Source organism: Mycobacterium sp. IDUB_1, from assembly GCF_055419625.1.
Window position 1 is genome coordinate 621,341 of record NZ_JBVAYA010000001.1, and the last position, 16,320, is coordinate 637,660.

Sequence of the window (16,320 nt, forward strand, 5' to 3'; positions counted from 1 at the left end):
GGCGTCAGCTGCCGTAGAGGGTGGCGAGGTTGTCGTGTAGCTGCTGGGCCAGTGGCGGTGCCGTATAGCGGTCGGTGACCACCTCGACGTAGACGCCGCCATCGTGAGTTCTGGCCGTCGCCATGGCGGCGTCCAGTTCCCCGCAGGTCTTCACCCGGGCGGTGTACCAGCCCGTGCAGCCCAGGGCGCTCGGCAGCACGGTGTAGTTCCATGGCGCGACATCGTTGTAGGCGATGTCGGGATCGGCACACAGGAGTCGCTCGATGAGATAGCCATCGTTGTTGAGCACGAAGATGATGGGTTTGAGACCGCGGCGGCCGAATTGGCCAATCTCCTGCACCGTCAACTGATGTGAGCCCTCGCCGGTGATGAGGACGACGCGTCCGGGTGGGCCTGCGACCGAGACGCCGAATGCGGCGGGTGTAGCCCACCCGATCGACCCCCACAGCGTCTGGTTGTGGAAGGTCGCACCCGCCGGTAGCCGGGCGAATGCCAAACCCATCGACGCGGTACCCGTCTCGGCGACGACCGTGTCACCCGGGGCGAAGAACTCCTCCCAGCGCGGGTACAGGGCCTCCGCGGTGATCGGATCGTCACCCGTCCCTACGACGGGACCCATCGTCGACGGGGTCGGAGTGGGACCAATGTTCCGGGGCGTAATCCGTCGAGTCAGTTCGGCGAGCACGTCGCGCATCTCGACGTTCGTGAAGATGGCCGATCCCACCTGTGTCACGTTGCGGCCGATGTCGATGGTGCGGGCGGGGTTCAGATTGGCTGTGAACGCCCCGGAGTTGAAGTCGGTCATCGCCGTCCCCACACGCAGCACCCAATCACAAGACTCGACGAAGACGCGGAGCTCCTCGTTGGCGAGCTTGCCGTCGTACATCCCAAGATGCCGTGGGTGACTCTCGTCGACGACGGACTTGTCGGCGAACATCGTGGCAAATGGCAGCCCGCTAGCATCCACGAAACCGGCGAGTGCGTCCCGCAACTGCATGCGGGCGGCCAAGATGCCGGGCAGGATGCAGGCGGTCTTCGCGTTCTCCAATGCGCTGAGCGTGGCGTCGACGGCGCTCGCAAGATTCTCCGGATCACTCGACGGCGGAACCAACGCGTCGGCCCGGGCAAGTACCGGGGCGGTGGCGAGGTCCGACGGGAACGCCATGTAGACCGGCTTGCGGTGGTACAGCGCGGCGGCGATCAGCCGCTCGGTCTCTAAGGCGACGTTCTGCGGGGTCATGATGGCGCTGCCGCACACCACCGGCTCGGCCATCCTGCGGAACACGTCGAATTCACCGTTGCCCAGGGTGTGGTGGACCAGCGATCGTGCTTCCTGGACCGGCATCGCCGGCATGCCGGTGAGGTGGAACACCGGCAGAGACTCCGCGTAGCTCCCGGCGATCGCGTTGAGCGCACTGAGTTCACCCACCCCGTAGGTGGTGCTCAAGGCCGCGGCGCCCCGCAACCGCGCATACCCGTCGGCGGCGTAGCCGGCGTTCAGTTCATTGCTACACCCCACCCACTCCATCCCGTCGGAATCCACGATCGCGTCGTGCACCGGGAAGGCGAAGTCACCCGGTACACCAAACACCGCATCGATCCCGATGTCGCGCAAGCGACGAATCACGTGCTGAATGACGCTCTCTGACATAGCCTCTCACTCCCAAATGGTCGACTCGCACGGCCAACGTCCCCCCTGACCAGTCGTGCCGGTTCGACGTCTTCATTGGCGGGCTCAAGAGCCCGCCAGTGGTGGTGACGTTCAGCGCCGGGGATGGCGCATGGGGATCGCGTCGAGCCAGGGTCCGCGGGGGTCCAGGGGTGTGTCCGGCATCGTCTGGGAGGCCATTCCGCCTGGCGGTTGCTTCATCATCCGGATGAATTTGCCGTCGGGCTCGATGATCACGACGATGGGGCCGCCGCCTCCGGGCAGGATCGGAGAGTGCTCGACGTCGTTGGCGTCCAAGTGTGCGATCCAGTCGTCGAACTGTGCGTCGGTGTCCAACGCGAGGACCATCAGGTCGCACTGGCGTAGAGCACGTGCTGCGGCGGGTGCCCAGCGCAGTTCGATGAGGACGGGAAGCGCTGGAATCTCCAGAATCGTGGCGTACCTGACGCCGTCGCCGTCGACGTGGTCGAGTCCCGTCAGATGCTGGGCGCCGAGAACCCTTACGTACCAGTCGAGACTCACGTCGAGGTCGGCGACTGGAATCTTGAGGTGATGGAATCCGGAGAGGGCAGGTGCGGTCATGAGTGCCTCGCTGAGGTCGACGCTGGGAGGTCGATCCCGAGCGCCTCGGCGATCAGCGCCCGGTCGGCGATGATCGCGTCGGGTCGGACGACGGTCGTTTCGGTCAACTCCCGGAGGGGTGGTGTGCGTGACGTCATCTGGTGCTCTCCGTTCCTCAAAGCGAAACGAACGTTTTGCTTATATGGGCAAGATAGCGCAGTCGTGCCCTTACCGCAACGACCGTTTCGCCTTAGAGTGGAGTGGTGCCGAGGATTAGTGAGGCCGCACGCTTGGAAGTGCGCAGGAAGATTCTGACCAGTGCGTGGCGGTGCTTCTCGCGAGAAGGTTTTCACGTCACGTCGATGGACGACGTGATCGCCGAAACCGGCATGTCGTCCAGTTCGGTCTACCGGTACTTCCGCAGCAAGGAGGAGCTCATCGACGCTACGGCCGAGGAGACCCTGTCACGGACGTATTCGTCGCTGGTCGGTTTGATCGACCAGGATCCGGTTCCCGGCCCGGCCGAGACGCTCGCCACCCTGATGGACAACCTCCGAAGCAGGCAGGGAGGCGAATACGACCTCTCCAAGATCGCGATCACAACCTGGGCGGAGGCACTGCGTCGCCCGGCGGTGCACGAGTTCGCCCATGACTTCTACGCCAAGATGACCGGCGTGTTCATGGCGCTGACCCAACGATGGGTGAAGGACGGTTCGCTGCCCGAGGGTAGCGATCCCACCGCGTTGTCTAGCCTGTTCGTCACGATGATGCCGGGCATGATCGTCATGAGCCACCTCTACGAACTGCCGGCGGCTCAGTCGCTGGCAAGGGGTATGGCCGACTTCGCCGACGCGGTGGACTTGCGCGCTCCGCAGTCATCCAAACAGGAGTAGTCCCCTTACGCAAACGCGTTGCGGCTAACTCAGTTTCGGATTGAGGAAGACATACAGCGCGGTGATCTTGTACTCGCGAAAGACCACGACGTCCAGCCCGGTGTACTCGGGCGGTTCGCCTTCGGGGCCCGACCCCCATGCAAGAATTCCTCCGTTGTGCAACACCTGGGCTTGTCCAGTTGTCGTGTAGACGAAATCCGGATGGGTTGCACGCAACGCACCAGCAAACTGATCCAGCGCCTGCATTCCCACTACGACGTCGTCGGGCACGTAGATCACACAGTCGTCGGTATACAACTCTCCGATCGCGGTACGTCGGCGGCCAGGGTTCCCCTCTCCGAAGACCTCCTGGAGATTGCGGTGGAGAAGTTCGGCAAGCTGCTGACTCATGTTCTGTCTCCTCTTCTCAGCGTCCGGGGATAGTCCTGTGGTGAGTGCGGCAACACGATGCGGCGTGGCAAGGGTTCTGAGTGTCCTTCCGGCGGCGCGTGGTCCGTTGGCTGGCGGCGTATCACCTGGCAACGGCTTCGATGATGCTTTGGGGAGATCCTCCAGAACGCACGGCGGTGCGATGAAGCCCAGCTTCGTTCAGGAGAGCGTCATATTCGGCTAGGGACCGTTCGCAGCCGCCGTCGGTTAGCGCGAGCATGTTGAGGTCCATCATCGCCGCCACACCCGGATGGTCGTCCTCACCGACGATCATCTCGATGATGGCGACGCGGCCGCCGGGTAGCAACGCCTCGCGGCAGCGACGGAGAATTCGCACGCACGTTGCGTCGTCCCAGTCGTGCAAGACGAACTTCAGCAACAGCAAGTCACCTGCCGGAACTTCTTCGAGGAAGTCACCGCCGACGACGCGGGTACGATCCGCGACGTCTGATTCGGCGATTGACGCAGCGACGCTCTCGGCCACATCGGGTCGGTCGAAGACGATGCCCTGCAGACGTGGGTTCGCATGCTGCAACTGGCGCAGCAAGTATCCGTTTGCGCCGCCGACGTCGACGGCGGTGCGCACCAACGTCGTATCCACGATCGCGGCGACGTCCAGTGCCCACAACGACGTCACGCTCTGCATGTAATCGCTGAACTCCTGCGCCTGGCTCGGATTGCCCTGAAGGTAGTCGAAGACCGGGGCGCCGAGCGTGTCCACTGCAAGGCTACGGCCTTCCCGGACCACCGTCGGGAACTCAGACCACGGTGCCCAATGCGAGGTGTTGGTTGCACCTAATGCCATGCCGCGTAGAGAGTTCGGTGTATCACTCCGCAGTGTGCTCAGCAATTCGGTGCCATGGAACAGCCCGCCACCGTCCTTGTCGACCAACCCCAGCGTTACGGCTGCTCGAAGCAGTCGCGCCGTAGCCTTCGGGTCGCTTCGCGCCCGAGCGGATAGCTCGGTGGCAGTGCGTGGTTCGCCGGCTAGATGGTCTGCCAGCGATAGCTCGGCGACCGCACGAACGGCCTGGCTCGTGAAGTACCCATAGATCATGTCGGCCATCTGGTGACGGTGATCGTGGTGTGTCGTCTGCGGGCTGGGCTCGGCAGTCGAGAAGTCCAGGTCATTCGCAACGGCGCCGGTGCTCGTTGGTAGGTCTTGCAGGCTGCGCGCGGTGTCGATCATCGTCTCGGTGAGGGAACGCGGTGTCCACCCGAGCAGGTCGTAGGCCTTGCCGAACCGCGGTTCACGGCGAGTACCGGCGCTGCTGGCGAGCTCACGCAACGGCTTGACGAACAAAGCGAGTGCCTTGAGCAACCAGGTCGGTATGGGTCGACTGGGAACCCTGGCAGCCGCATCGCCCAGGTGGTCCCGCAGGATGCTGGCGATCTCTGCGATCGACGTGAACGCGCTCGCGGCGATGATGCGCTGACCGATCGCCCGCTGATCGACCATCGCCTGGATGTGCAACGCCGCGACGTCGCGAACGTCGACCGCGCCGAAGGCGACGTCGGGCAGAAACGGCATCTGCCGCTCCAGTAGACCCTTCACGATGTTCAGCGAGCTCGAGTAATCGGCGCCCAATGCGGGACCAAAGATGCCGGACGGATTGATTACCACCAATTCCATTGCTCCACCGTTCGTCTCGACGAAATCCCAGGCAGCTCTCTCGGCAAGGGTCTTCGACTTGAAGTAGGCGCCGATGGGTGCGTCGACGTTGGTCCATACCGTCTCGCCAAACGGCCCGGAACCGTGATGGCCGTATCCGATTGCGGCGAACGACGACGTCAACACCACTCGCTTGACCGCGGCGTCGCGTGCGGCGCGCAGCACTCGGAGGGTGCCGTCACGGGCCGGAACGATCAATTCATACCCGTGTGAGGGGTTTACGGCTGGGAACGGTGAGGCCATGTGCAGGACGTAGTCGACGCCGGCCACTGCGTGGTCCCAACCGTCGTCGGAAGTCAGGTCGGCCAATGCGAACGCGAGCCGGTCACCGGCGTCGACGCCTGCGGCCGCGATCATCCTACGAACGTCGGCCTCACGGCTGGGTGAACGGATCGTAGTGCGAACCGTGTGCCCAGCGGCGAGTAGCTGGGCGATAGTGTGGGCTGCAAGGAACCCCGAACCTCCGGTGACCAAAACGGTGGCCTTGCTCATCAAATCATGTCCTTCCCTAGGCAATCCATCGTGCAGCCGTCGGGATCCGCGCACCAGACCCTGGTGATCCTGGTGCTGGCAGGGACATGATCGTCTCGGAAGCAACGCAATTCGCCGTCCGGCGGAGTCGGCTAGGGGCCGGCAGCGTCGGGGTCGCTGGCGAACTCGGCAAGCATGCGGAACGCATCGTGAGAGGGGCTACCGGGCTCGGCGTGGTAAGTCACCAGGAAGTGTTCGGACTCGGGTAGCACGAACTTTTGGAAACGCAGGTCAATGGGGCCAACCTGCGGATGATCGAGCTGTGTCACGCCCTCGTCGCGGACCTTGACGTCGTGTTTGGCCCACAGGGTGCGAAACCGCTCACTGCGGATACTCAATTCTCCGACGAGCTTGGTTACGCGGGGATCGTCGCCACGGCCGGCCACCACCGAACGCAGGAAGGGGACTGCTTTGGCCGTCATCCCGTCCCAGTCTCGGTAGAGCGTCCGCATGTCTGGTGACAGGAATGCCGCCCGCAGAGGGTTGGCGCCCGTGGCGAAGTGTGGTGACAAAGCCGCAGCGAGCCTGTTGGAGGCCAGAACGGTGAAGCTGTGGCCTTGGACGTAGGCAGCGGTGTGAGGCCATCCGTCAATCAGCGACACGATGTGCGGGCTGACGACTTCCGGATGCGATCGTCGCATTGGAACGGTCGTCGGCCTCGCAATGGTGTGCAGGTAAGCGGTTGCGTCGGAATCGAGACACAGTGCGCGGGCGAGGCTCGCGAGAACCTGATCACTGGGATGCAGATCCCGGCCTTGTTCGAGTCGGAGGTAGTACTCAGCGCTGATCCCGGCGAGCATCGCCACCTCTTCCCGGCGAAGCCCTTGGACCCGCCGGCGCGTGTTGGCCTGCAGCCCAACGTCCTCGGGCTGGAGCTGCGCTCGCCGGGCCCGTAGATACTCGCCCAGGTTGGTTCCGCCCACGTCGGCAACCATAGTCATGCAGCCAGCAGGTGACAGTCAATGATCGTCGTGAAGCCGCTGTCGGGGATGACCGCCTTCACCTCGATGGGCAGATATGGGTGCGCACTGAGCATGAGGGCGGTCGAGGCCCCCATCGACAGTCCGTGCAACACGACCTTGGCATCGCCGCCAACGGTGGACACCACCCGGCGCAACCAGCCGAGGTAGTCACGCTGCTCAAGCACTCCCATGCCCACGTAGTTTCCGCCGCTCATACCGTGGCCGCGAGCATCGGCGAGGAACACGTTGAATCCGCGGCGGCGGTACCAGCGCCCGAATTCCCCCATCAACGACGCGTCGGCGCGGTGCCCGTGCAGCCACACCACGGTTCGCGTCGACGGATCACGAGCGGGAAACCAGTACCCCACCGTCTCCACCCCGTCCTCCCCGTACTGCGTCCACCGCTGATGCGCGGTATCGGTGATCCAATCCCAGCCCTGCGCTCGCGCGGCCGCCATCGTTACCGGCACAGAGTCGGACGGATCAGCGGGGACGACACCCAAGGGAGCGGTCCGACACACCACCGATCGAAAGAGGCTGATTCCCAACACGATCGGCGTCACTGCGACTACTCCGGCCACCGTCATCGCAACGTTCAGCCGTCGCCTCCGCACCATACGAGCCCTTACCCGCACCCCCGTCATCGCCATTGACGGCGTCCCATCGTCATTCCACGAGCATGCCCGCCCCGCGACCGCGCACCCAGACCCCGTCACTCCTGGTACCGACAGGGTCACGAACGCCGCCCGCCGTCATCATGGACGCACCGTCTCTAGGTCACACGCTCGATGCCGTCGGCGGCTGAAGCCGTTCGGATCGCCGTCACTGGTCATCAACGGGGACCGTCGTGAATGCCGATGCCCCGAGGCGTTGAGCTGGCAGTGCCCACCCGACAAGCAATTCCAAACGTTGCGCGGAAACTGATCCCGGTTCGACCGTCGACACCCACAGGGTCTGTTCGGGATCATCGGCCGGAGTGAACGATTCGAAACCAAGTTTCAGCTCGCCCACCAAACCGCTGTGGCAGTCGCGGACGCCGAACGTGTGCTGGTTGACGTCGTGCGCAGCCCACCATCGGCGAAAGTCGAGGTCACGCACAGAGAGGTCGCCGACGAGTTCGGCCAGGGCCGGGTCGTGTGGATTGCGGCCGGCGTAGAGACGCAGCTGCGCAACGATTCCTTGCGCCGTCGAAGGCCAATCCGTGCAGAGTGCCCGCACTTCGTCGTGCAGGAAGATGAGCCGCGCCATGTTGCGGTAACGGGGCGGCAATGCGTCGAAGTCGGTGAACAGCGCATTCGCCATCGGGTTGGCGGCCAAGACGTCGAGGCGTCGGCCCAACACCAGTGCGGGCACTTCGGTGAGGCTGTCCACTACTAGCAGCAGACCTGGGCGCACCCGTTGGGGCGCTGGGGGACGCGGGCGCGCGCGGCTGGGCTTGGCCAACCGGAACAGATGCGCCCGTTCCAGTTCGTTGAGTTGAAGGGCCCGCGCCACCGCGGCCAATACAGACTCGGACACGTTGGCGCTGCGGCCACGCTCTAGGCGAACGTAGTAATCCACGCTCACGCCCGCCAATTGGGCGACTTCCTCGCGACGCAGACCCGGCACACGGCGCACACCGAACCGCTCGGGCAGGCCCACCTCAGCCGGAGTCACCCTCGCCCGGCGCGAGCGCAGAAAATCTCGCAGCTCGACGTTGGGCGACCCGCTCATTGCCTTAGTTTAGGCCCGCGAGCGGCACCCATGTGCCGCTAGAGGGGTTCTGTTGGACCCCCCGTCGGGTCAACCCTCCCTCGGACACCTCCATGGCGGTTGGGTGGTGGCAGACGCTACGAGACTTTCATGGAAGGACCCCCAATCATGCAGCGGAGGCACCTCGGCGGTACCGGCATCTCGGTCAGTGAATTCGCACTGGGCGCGATGAACTTCGGCGCCATGGGAAACGCTGACCACGACGAATCGGTGCGCATGATCCACACCGCACTGGACGCCGGTGTCAACCTGGTCGACACGGCAGACGTGTACTCGAAGGGCGAGTCGGAAACCATCGTCGGTAAGGCACTGCGTTGCCGGCGCGACGACGTGGTGCTTGCCACGAAGTTCGGCCTGCCGATGGACGAGGGACCAGATCGCCGCGGCGCGTCTGCGCGATGGATCCGGCGAGCCGTCGAGGACAGTCTCCACAGGCTGGCCACCGACTACATCGACGTCTATCAATTGCACCGGCCCGACCACGCCACCGACATCGACGAAACACTCGCCGCACTGACGGATCTCGTCCGCGCAGGCAAGGTTCGGGCAATTGGCACTTCGTCTTTCGCGCCCGAGGAGATCGTCGAGGCGCAATGGACCGCCGAACGTCGTGGCCACCAACGGTTCAGGACCGAACAACCGCCATACTCGCTGTTCACACGCGGCATCGAGAATCGAATGCTGCCGACGGCCCAGCGTTACGGTATGGGAGTAATGACCTTTGCTCCGTTGAATTCTGGCTGGCTGTCCGGTCGCGCCGACCCCACCGCATCGGCACGCAACGCCGGAATCGGCGCCCATTTGTTCGACATGGAACAGCCCGGTGTCCGGGCCAAGGCGTTTGCTCTCAAGCAGCTCACCGCGCTGGCGGGTGAGGCCGGGATACCGCTTTCGCATCTCGCCCTGGCGTTCGTACGGGCGCATCCCGCCGTCACATCGGTGTTGCTCGGGCCCCGGCGGCCCGACCAACTCGAGGATCTGTTGGCCGCTGCCGACGTCCACCTGGAAGGCGACATGCTGGATCGGATCGACGAGATCGTGCCGCCCGGCGTGGACTTCAACGCCGCCGACCTGTTCGTCGAACCAACTCCCGCGATCCAAGACAAGACACGTCGGCGCCATCCCCGCGTTGGCTCGGCGGTGGCGAGTTGACCGACGAAGAGGTGGAGGCCGTCGCTCGGGCGCTCGACGTCGGTCCGGAATCCTCCCCAGCCGAACGCACCATCGACATCACGACAGTGGGCGCGCGCAGCGGCCTACCGCGCCGCATCGAAGTGTGGTTTCACCGCGTCGGAGGGCGCTGGTATCTGACCGGGATGCCCCAACCGCGCGCTTGGTACGCGAATCTGCGCGCCCACCCGCAATTCCTCGTGCACCTCAAACACGGTTGCACCGCTGATCTGCCGGCCAGAGCTGTGCCGGTGAATGAGCCGACCCGGCGGAAGGTGATCACCGCCGTCCTACAACTGCAGGATCGTCCCGACGTCACCGCCAGGGTCGGTCAACGACAGGATCTCGACGAGTGGCTCGCCCGCAGCCCGCTTGTGGAGATCGTCTTCGACGACCCGCGGCTACAGGCACTGTCTGGTTTCTGAGCACCGGGCGCCCCTACTGCGTTGGTGAGTTGGGGGCATCGCAACACTGGTTGGCAAGACGCCGACGCTGCGGCCTGGCAGGAGAGCGTGCAGGCGTTCGCCGGACTGCTCCGTGATCACGGCGTGCGAGCAGAACTCGAACTATGGCAACCGAGCGCTTGTTGAACGGGGCACTCAGTGCAGAGTCGGGGTGACGGCGGTGTCCGGGCCCGCAAGATTGGCGAGTTCTGCCGAGTCATGGTGCACGCACGCCGCCGTCTTCGAGTCGTTGGGCGGCTCCCACAGATGCGTGCGTCGTCGGGCAAGTCCATGATGGGCGAGGCGAGAGGACCTGACCATGAGCAACCGCGAGGACAACGAGGCGCTGTATCAGGCGTATTTGGTGTGCTGCAACGCGCACGACTTCGACGCGATGACGGCGTTCTACACCCCGACCCTCGTGGTCAACGACGCTCCCATCCCGGCTGGCGCCGTCACGGAGCAGTTCAAGCCGCTGGTGCACGCCTTCCCCGATTGGCGTTGGGAGGTCCGCAGTCTGGTGACCGAACGCGACCTGATCTCCCTGCACTTCACGGTCACCGGCACCCACCAGGGTTCCTTCCAGGGGATCGAGGCCACCGGCCGCCGCATTGCGGTCCAGGAGTTCACGCTCTACCGCGTCGAGGACGGCAAGTTCGCCCAGGTGTGGGATCTGCTGGACGTCAACGCGTTGCTCGAACAGATCGGTGCGCCCTGACCGTTCCGGTCCGCTAGGGAAGGGGCGCGTCGGCGATGGCGTCGAAGACGGCCTCCAGTAGGTCCACCAGGTGATCGGGACGACGTGAGTGTGGTCACCTGACTTGGCCCCACTTCGGTCGTAGTTCTTCACGAGTTTTGGCCCCACCGGGTGGTGATTGTGTCCGTCCGGGTGGGCGCGGTGTGTCGTCACCAATGTTGGCCCCACCCTCGTTCAGATCGTTCCTGTCGCCCGTCGTCTCTGACGGTCGTCAGGGAGGGTCGGTCAGGATGCGGTCACGCGTGGAACTGTTCGAGCAGATCAGAAGGGATCGGCGGATCGAGGATTTGTCGGTCCGTGAGTTGGCGGATCGTCATGGCACACATCGTCGTACGGTGCGTCAAGCCCTGGCCGACGCGGTTCCGCCGCCACGGAAGGTCTATCCCGTCCGGCCCCGGCCAGCGATCAGTGAGTGGGTGGCGGTGATCGACGCCTGGCTGCTGGCCGACGTGGACGCCCCGCGCAAGCAACGCCACACCGCACGGCGGGTCTGGCAGCGTCTCGTTGCCGAGCATCAGGTCACGTGCTCGGAGGTGACGGTGTCGCGGTACGTCGCCCGGCGTCGGGACGAACTCGGACTGCTCCGGAACGAAGTGTCGATCCCGCAGTCCCATCTGGCCGGCGCTGAGGCCGAGGTCGACTTCGGCCAGTTCTACGCCACGATCGCCGGACTGGTCGTGAAGTGCTGGATGTTCGTGATGCGACTATCGCACTCGGGCAAAGCGTTTCACGTCGCCTTCGGCAACCAAGCCCAGGAAGCATTCTTGGAGGGCCACGTGCTGGCCTTCGAATACTTCGGGGGTTTGCCCGGCCGGATCCGGTATGACAACCTCAAACCCGCCGTCATCCGAGTCCTCAAAGGGCGTGACCGCACCGAGTCCGAACGGTTCACCGCACTGCGCAGCCACTACGGATTCGACTCGTTCTTCTGCCGCCCCGGCATCGACGGCGCTCACGAGAAGGGCATTGTGGAAGGCGAGATCGGCCGCTTCCGACGCCGCCACCTCGTTCCAGTCCCGAAGGTCGCCTCGCTGGCCGAACTCAACGAGCTGATCGCTGCCGCCGACGTGGCTGACGATGACCGGGTGATCACCGGCCGCTCGATCACCATCGGCGCGGCGTTCGCCATCGGCGCGGCGTTCGCCATCGAGTCGAGCGAGCTGATGGCATTGCCCGCCGAGGCGTTCGACTGCGCCCGGCTCCTGCAAGCCAGGGTCGACAACCGGGCCAGAGTGTCTGTGCAGCAATGCTTCTACTCCGTCCCAGCCCGCTACGCCGGGCGACGCCTCCCGGTGCGGTTGGCCGCCCGGACCGTCGAGGTCTACGACGGACCACGACTGGTCGCCTCCCACGAGCGGGCGGTCGGACGCTACGTCGAGGTGCTGTGCCTGGATCACTATCTCGAGGTCCTCAAGACCAAACCCGGGGCGCTGCCCGGCGCGACCGCACTGGCCCAGGCCAAGGCCCGCGGGGTGTTCACCGCATCGCACCAAAGCTATTGGGATGCAGCCCGATCCGTCCGCGGCGACGCCAAGGGAACCCGTGCCTTGATCGCCATCCTGCTGGCGCACCTCACCATGGCCGCCGCCGTGTTGGTCGCCGCGATGGACCGGGCCGTCACCTCAGGATGCCTGGATCCTGTCTCGAACCTCGTGGCATTCCGGCTCAAGCTCAACAGGTTCCGGGGTCTCGCTGACGGAACCGACTCGGCGCGATCCCGGACCAGCGCTTGAAAGCAACGCTAAACGCGCTCTCGGACCGGTAACCGAGCGTCGTTGCGAGCTCGGTGATCGACGCCGATCCACTGGCCAGTGCTCGTTCGGCTTGGCGCATTCGCCATCTGAACAGGTAGGTGACAGGGGGAACGCCGGCGATCTTGGTGAACCGGTCGGCAAAACTGCTCCGCGACATTGCGCATGCAGCAGCGAGTTCTGAGATATGCCAGTCTCTGCCCACGTCGGCATGCATGAGCTGCAACGCGGGCCTTAACCGGTCGTCGGCGGCAGCACGGACCCATCCTGAGGGCAGCTCATCTGCTGCTGCCGCCCAGGCCCGGAGAACCTGCACGAATAGCAGCTGCGTCAGCTGTGCTGAGGCAGCGGTGCGTCCGGCACGTTCGTAGCTGAACTCCTCGAAGAGCTCTTCGAGCAGCCAGCGCGCGGTCATGGCTTCCCGCGCTTCGCCACGCAGGTGCAGGACGGGTGGGATGGCGTCCCGAAGGAAGTCATCGCCGGCCTCGAATAATTCGATGTGCGCGGTGACGCATATATGGTCGTCGTCTCGATCGACCGGACGAACCGGATCGGTCTCGCGGAGACGAATGGGTGGTTTGTCGAGATCGCTTCCTAGGTCGAAAGGCGTGCGTCCGTCGACCACCAGTACCTCGCCTTCGGCGACCTGCAGGCCTGCGGGTTCAGCAGCGAGTCGAAACCACATGGACCCTTTCACGACTCCCATGATTTTGATCCGGCTCGGGGCCGGGGACCGAGCTGACCATGCGCCTGATCCGGAGATGCCGCCGGATAGCGCGCATCGCGCGCGGGAAACTTGGAGAAGATCAGAGATCAGGTCCACACACACCAATCTAGGACTCTGGCGAAGGGATTGAGGAGTTTGGATGATTCACAATCCCGAGATCTGCCGTCAGGCTGGACAAGACATCAAGACCCCGCCGGCCCGAGCTGCGGCGGGGAATGCCCAACAGTGAGCCTGAGCGGGTCACCTCCAGCCCAATCGAGATACCGGAGTTTCACATGGCCTTTACCGTCCTCCTGCATGCCAAAGCCAAGTCTGGGTGCAGTCAAGATGTGGTCGACTTCTACCGCGAGACCCTCGCCGCCACCCGCTCTCGGCCCGGCTGCATCGGAGTACGGGTCGTCCGCCGCGCCGACGACGACACCCAATTCGCGCTGATAGAGCAATGGGACGACAGAGCGGATCAAGAGGCCTACGCCGCATGGCGAACCGAGACCAGCGCCGATGTCATGGCGCGATTCGGTGAGCTTCTTGACGGACCGCTCAAGGTCGAGTTCTTCGAGGAGATCAACGCCTGAGCTATGTACCCGCCTCCACTCATTTGCGTCAGAATTCACAACCGAGTTCTACCCGACCAGGCAGGACCCAGATGGCTACTCCATCACGTCCGCAGCCGCCAACTGGGTCAAGTCCGGGGACGTGGTGTTGGACACGTTCTCCAGGCGGGTGGTCGGCTGGTCGATCGATTCGAGTCAGACCGCAGCGTTGGTCACCAACGCATTGAGTATGGCCATTACCAATCGCGATCCGCAGGCCGGTGGGGTCATCCACTCCGACAGGGGTAGTCAGGGCGGATTCAATCGGTTGTCGCAACACCGGCTTGTTGGAGCAACAATAGCTGGTCGTTGAAGGCCTCTGCCGGGGTTTTCCAGCCGAGTGTCTTGCGGGGTCTTGTGTTTAGGGCGTGAGCGACCGCTTCGATGTCCTCTGCGGACCATCGGGATAGGTCGGTTCCCTTCGGAAAGTACTGGCGCAGCAGACCATTGGTGTTCTCGTTCGTGCCGCGTTGCCATGGCGATTGTGGGTCGGCGAAGAGTACGGGGATACCGGTCTCAACCTTGAACTGGGCGTGAGCGGACATCTCCTTGCCGCGGTCCCAGGTCAGCGACCGGGCCAGCTGATCAGGCAAGGTCGACATCGTCTGGGCAAGTGCGTTTTTCATGGTGATCGCGCCATAGCCGGCCAAGGGTGGGCCGTTCTTGATCGTGTGCTTGTGCCGGTAACCGTGCTCGCGGGGCAGGTGCACGAGCATGGTGAACCGTGTTGTGCGTTCGACCACGGTGCCGACAGCTGAGCGCTCCAGCCCGATCAGGAGGTCTCCTTCCCAGTGCCCAGGAACCGCGCGGTCGGCAACCTCTGCGGGCCGTTCGCTGATCAGCGTCTCAGGCGTGACGTGCGCCCAGGCCTTGCGGCGGGAACGCTCCCGTGGTGCGCGCAGCGCGCGCCCGGTGCGAAGACACCACACCAGCTCGCGCTTGAGCGCGCCGCGGCCTTCGATGTAGAGCGATTGATAGACCGCCTCGTGGCTGATTCGCATGGACTCATCACCGGGGAAGTCGAGTTTGATCCGGTTGGCGATCTGTTCCGGACTCCAGGCCTGCACCCAGGCTCGGTCCTTGCGGTGCGGTTTGTTGTTGCCGGTCCACCGCGGCGGTGGCGGTCCGGCCACTACCGAACCGTCGGTTCTGCTGATCTGTCCCGAGAGCCGTTCTTGGACATAGGCATGCAGCTTCGGATTGGTGACCAGCTTGGCTGTCTTCGGGCGCTTGGCGGTCAGCTGGGCCTTCCATTGCGCGACCGTCGCGCGGTATTCGGAGGTGTATCCGCGAGTGGCAGCATTGCGGCGCAACTCGCGCGACACTGTGGATGGATCCCGACCGATCGCCCGAGCGATCTGGCGCACTCCCGCACCTTGAGCTTTGAGCAGCGCGATCTCCTCGCGTTCGCAGAAATACAGGTAGCGCCCCGACAGTGGTGTGAGATCGAATGGTGGCATGCCGCCAGCGTTGTGGAACCACCGCTGTCCGACCGGCTGCGACGCGCCGACTTCGATCGCGGCCACTGCCGGCAGCAATCCCTTGGCGATTTCGATCCAAAACAGCCGCTCGGTCTCGCGCTGATGGGGCGGAGCCCCCGGCGACCTCATCGCACGACGAATAGCGCGATCGGCTGCTTGCTGTCGACGAACCATCGAACACCCTCCAAATGTCAGGGTGTTGCTTCCACCGGTTTAACCTGGTCAGTTTCGGTCCCGAAAGTTCGTTCACGCACTGTCACACAACGGTTTACACGGATCGATGGGCCGCACCGGAGCGTGCGGAGACAACGCCGCGATGGAGTCGTTCTTCGCCCTTCTGCAAGGCAACGTGCTCGACCGGCGACGCTGGTCCACCCGAGCCGAACTGCGCCTGGCGATCGTGGCCTGGATCGAGCGGACCTACCACCGCCGCCGCCGGCAACGCGCCCTCGGCAGACTCACCCCGATAGAGTTCGAACTGCTCCACACACCAGTCGCAACCGCGGCCTGAAATTCACACCCCGCGAGTCAACTGAACTCGGTGCAGTCCCATGGCACTGTCGCAGCGCGCAGATTGGCTGCCACCACTACGCTTTTGAGTGTTCCTCCCGCAGCCAATGCGGTTACCTCTAACCACGAGTCCAGGGCTTCACCTTCAAGTGGTTGTACCTGGACAGGCAGCAGGCGGCGGTCGACTCCCATTTTGCGCAGCTACTTTGACAAAGCTTGTCGGCGCAGTGCGTCCGGACCGGCCCTACGTGGTGTTATGCACCTCCGATAGTCAGGCCCACTGACCGTGTTGTTTAACAACGGCTACACGCTTGTCAATCTTCACTGCATCTCGACAGCATATCTGTGGCTTCTCAAACTTCAAGTCCACAAGCGGTTCGCTGACCTGCGCCGACGGAGACGTTCTCACGTGGTGTCCA

The 16,320-nt window shown here is 64.2% G+C and carries 17 protein-coding genes and 1 pseudogene; 8 read left to right on the forward strand and 10 right to left on the reverse strand.

Features of this window, described 5'->3' with window-relative positions; translation table 11 throughout:
• Positions 1–4 precede the first annotated feature (4 nt).
• The 3 genes from ACZYYX_RS03170 to ACZYYX_RS03180 form a co-directional block, all read right to left on the reverse strand.
• Positions 5–1,651, reverse strand: coding sequence for an alpha-keto acid decarboxylase family protein (locus tag ACZYYX_RS03170; RefSeq protein ID WP_463812938.1), 1,647 nt, complete (start codon positions 1,649–1,651; stop codon positions 5–7).
• A 111-nt stretch (positions 1,652–1,762) separates the two neighbouring features.
• Positions 1,763–2,251: a VOC family protein gene (locus ACZYYX_RS03175; protein WP_463812939.1), complete on the reverse strand. Its 489-nt coding sequence runs from the start codon at positions 2,249–2,251 to the stop codon at positions 1,763–1,765.
• Entirely contained in the window at positions 2,248–2,388 is a 141-nt protein-coding gene (locus ACZYYX_RS03180) for a hypothetical protein (protein ID WP_463812940.1), read from the reverse strand. The genes ACZYYX_RS03175 and ACZYYX_RS03180 overlap by 4 nt, the downstream gene beginning before the upstream one ends.
• 105 nt (positions 2,389–2,493) lie before the next feature.
• Here ACZYYX_RS03180 and ACZYYX_RS03185 point away from each other — a divergent pair, with 105 nt between their 5' ends.
• Positions 2,494–3,123, forward strand: coding sequence for a TetR/AcrR family transcriptional regulator (locus ACZYYX_RS03185; RefSeq protein ID WP_463812941.1), 630 nt, complete (start codon positions 2,494–2,496; stop codon positions 3,121–3,123).
• A gap of 24 nt (positions 3,124–3,147) precedes the next feature.
• Here ACZYYX_RS03185 and ACZYYX_RS03190 read toward each other — a convergent pair whose 3' ends face one another.
• From ACZYYX_RS03190 to ACZYYX_RS03210, 5 genes are all read right to left on the reverse strand, one after another.
• Positions 3,148–3,513: a nuclear transport factor 2-like protein gene (locus ACZYYX_RS03190; protein ID WP_463812942.1), complete on the reverse strand. Its 366-nt coding sequence runs from the start codon at positions 3,511–3,513 to the stop codon at positions 3,148–3,150.
• 121 nt (positions 3,514–3,634) lie between these two features.
• On the reverse strand, positions 3,635–5,716 hold the full coding sequence (locus tag ACZYYX_RS03195) for a methyltransferase (protein ID WP_463812943.1): 2,082 nt from the start codon (positions 5,714–5,716) through the stop codon (positions 3,635–3,637).
• 131 nt (positions 5,717–5,847) lie between these two features.
• The gene (locus ACZYYX_RS03200; RefSeq protein WP_463812944.1) at positions 5,848–6,696 is read right to left on the reverse strand and encodes a helix-turn-helix transcriptional regulator; all 849 of its coding nucleotides are present in this window, start codon (positions 6,694–6,696) and stop codon (positions 5,848–5,850) included.
• Positions 6,693–7,367 carry an alpha/beta hydrolase gene (locus tag ACZYYX_RS03205; RefSeq protein ID WP_463812945.1) on the reverse strand — a complete coding sequence of 225 codons (675 nt, stop codon included), beginning with the start codon at positions 7,365–7,367 and terminating at the stop codon, positions 6,693–6,695. Before ACZYYX_RS03205 ends, ACZYYX_RS03200 begins: the two co-directional genes overlap by 4 nt.
• A gap of 172 nt (positions 7,368–7,539) precedes the next feature.
• Positions 7,540–8,430 carry a helix-turn-helix domain-containing protein gene (locus ACZYYX_RS03210; protein WP_463812946.1) on the reverse strand — a complete coding sequence of 297 codons (891 nt, stop codon included), beginning with the start codon at positions 8,428–8,430 and terminating at the stop codon, positions 7,540–7,542.
• Positions 8,431–8,577: 147 nt separating this feature from the next.
• Between ACZYYX_RS03210 and ACZYYX_RS03215 the strand changes: the two genes are divergently transcribed.
• From ACZYYX_RS03215 to istA, 4 genes are all read left to right on the forward strand, one after another.
• Positions 8,578–9,621, forward strand: a complete 1,044-nt coding sequence (locus ACZYYX_RS03215; RefSeq protein WP_463812947.1) for an aldo/keto reductase — start codon at positions 8,578–8,580, stop codon at positions 9,619–9,621.
• Complete coding sequence (locus tag ACZYYX_RS03220; protein ID WP_463812948.1) at positions 9,618–10,064, forward strand: nitroreductase/quinone reductase family protein; 447 nt, start codon at positions 9,618–9,620, stop codon at positions 10,062–10,064. The genes ACZYYX_RS03215 and ACZYYX_RS03220 overlap by 4 nt, the downstream gene beginning before the upstream one ends.
• A gap of 337 nt (positions 10,065–10,401) precedes the next feature.
• Entirely contained in the window at positions 10,402–10,800 is a 399-nt protein-coding gene (locus ACZYYX_RS03225; RefSeq protein WP_463812949.1) for an ester cyclase, read from the forward strand.
• 269 nt (positions 10,801–11,069) lie between these two features.
• Positions 11,070–12,572, forward strand: coding sequence for an IS21 family transposase (gene istA / locus ACZYYX_RS03230; RefSeq protein ID WP_463812950.1), 1,503 nt, complete (start codon positions 11,070–11,072; stop codon positions 12,570–12,572).
• On the opposite strand, the gene ACZYYX_RS03235 is transcribed toward istA, so the two are convergent.
• Entirely contained in the window at positions 12,511–13,413 is a 903-nt protein-coding gene (locus ACZYYX_RS03235) for an AraC family transcriptional regulator (RefSeq protein ID WP_463812951.1), read from the reverse strand. The two genes, istA and ACZYYX_RS03235, sit on opposite strands and share 62 nt — an antisense overlap.
• A 119-nt stretch (positions 13,414–13,532) precedes the next feature.
• On the opposite strand from ACZYYX_RS03235, the gene ACZYYX_RS03240 reads away from it, so the two are divergent.
• Positions 13,533–13,892, forward strand: coding sequence for a putative quinol monooxygenase (locus tag ACZYYX_RS03240; protein WP_463812952.1), 360 nt, complete (start codon positions 13,533–13,535; stop codon positions 13,890–13,892).
• Complete coding sequence (locus ACZYYX_RS03245) at positions 13,819–14,223, forward strand: DDE-type integrase/transposase/recombinase (protein ID WP_463812953.1); 405 nt, start codon at positions 13,819–13,821, stop codon at positions 14,221–14,223. Before ACZYYX_RS03240 ends, ACZYYX_RS03245 begins: the two co-directional genes overlap by 74 nt.
• Here ACZYYX_RS03245 and ACZYYX_RS03250 read toward each other — a convergent pair.
• A complete protein-coding gene (locus ACZYYX_RS03250) occupies positions 14,171–15,565 on the reverse strand; it encodes an IS30 family transposase (protein WP_463812954.1) in 1,395 nt (464 codons plus the stop codon). The two genes, ACZYYX_RS03245 and ACZYYX_RS03250, sit on opposite strands and share 53 nt — an antisense overlap.
• Positions 15,566–15,614: 49 nt before the next feature.
• On the opposite strand from ACZYYX_RS03250, the pseudogene ACZYYX_RS03255 reads away from it, so the two are divergent.
• Positions 15,615–15,902: pseudogene (locus ACZYYX_RS03255) on the forward strand (integrase core domain-containing protein); the annotation flags it as partial.
• Positions 15,903–16,320: the final 418 nt, after the last annotated feature.

What these genes read in the sequence shown, in the direction of transcription:
- ACZYYX_RS03225 (WP_463812949.1), top strand. Translation starts at nt 10,402, where the DNA reads ATGAGCAACCGCGAGGACAACGAGGCGCTGTATCAGGCGTATTTGGTG.
- ACZYYX_RS03190 (WP_463812942.1), bottom strand. Translation starts at nt 3,513, where the DNA reads ATGAGTCAGCAGCTTGCCGAACTTCTCCACCGCAATCTCCAGGAGGTC.
- ACZYYX_RS03175 (WP_463812939.1), bottom strand. Translation starts at nt 2,251, where the DNA reads ATGACCGCACCTGCCCTCTCCGGATTCCATCACCTCAAGATTCCAGTC.
- ACZYYX_RS03245 (WP_463812953.1), top strand. Translation starts at nt 13,819, where the DNA reads ATGTCATGGCGCGATTCGGTGAGCTTCTTGACGGACCGCTCAAGGTCG.
- ACZYYX_RS03180 (WP_463812940.1), bottom strand. Translation starts at nt 2,388, where the DNA reads ATGACGTCACGCACACCACCCCTCCGGGAGTTGACCGAAACGACCGTC.
- ACZYYX_RS03205 (WP_463812945.1), bottom strand. Translation starts at nt 7,367, where the DNA reads ATGGCGATGACGGGGGTGCGGGTAAGGGCTCGTATGGTGCGGAGGCGA.
- istA (WP_463812950.1), top strand. Translation starts at nt 11,070, where the DNA reads ATGCGGTCACGCGTGGAACTGTTCGAGCAGATCAGAAGGGATCGGCGG.
- ACZYYX_RS03250 (WP_463812954.1), bottom strand. Translation starts at nt 15,565, where the DNA reads ATGGTTCGTCGACAGCAAGCAGCCGATCGCGCTATTCGTCGTGCGATG.
- ACZYYX_RS03195 (WP_463812943.1), bottom strand. Translation starts at nt 5,716, where the DNA reads ATGAGCAAGGCCACCGTTTTGGTCACCGGAGGTTCGGGGTTCCTTGCA.
- ACZYYX_RS03210 (WP_463812946.1), bottom strand. Translation starts at nt 8,430, where the DNA reads ATGAGCGGGTCGCCCAACGTCGAGCTGCGAGATTTTCTGCGCTCGCGC.
- ACZYYX_RS03215 (WP_463812947.1), top strand. Translation starts at nt 8,578, where the DNA reads ATGCAGCGGAGGCACCTCGGCGGTACCGGCATCTCGGTCAGTGAATTC.
- ACZYYX_RS03240 (WP_463812952.1), top strand. Translation starts at nt 13,533, where the DNA reads ATGCCCAACAGTGAGCCTGAGCGGGTCACCTCCAGCCCAATCGAGATA.
- ACZYYX_RS03200 (WP_463812944.1), bottom strand. Translation starts at nt 6,696, where the DNA reads ATGACTATGGTTGCCGACGTGGGCGGAACCAACCTGGGCGAGTATCTA.
- ACZYYX_RS03170 (WP_463812938.1), bottom strand. Translation starts at nt 1,651, where the DNA reads ATGTCAGAGAGCGTCATTCAGCACGTGATTCGTCGCTTGCGCGACATC.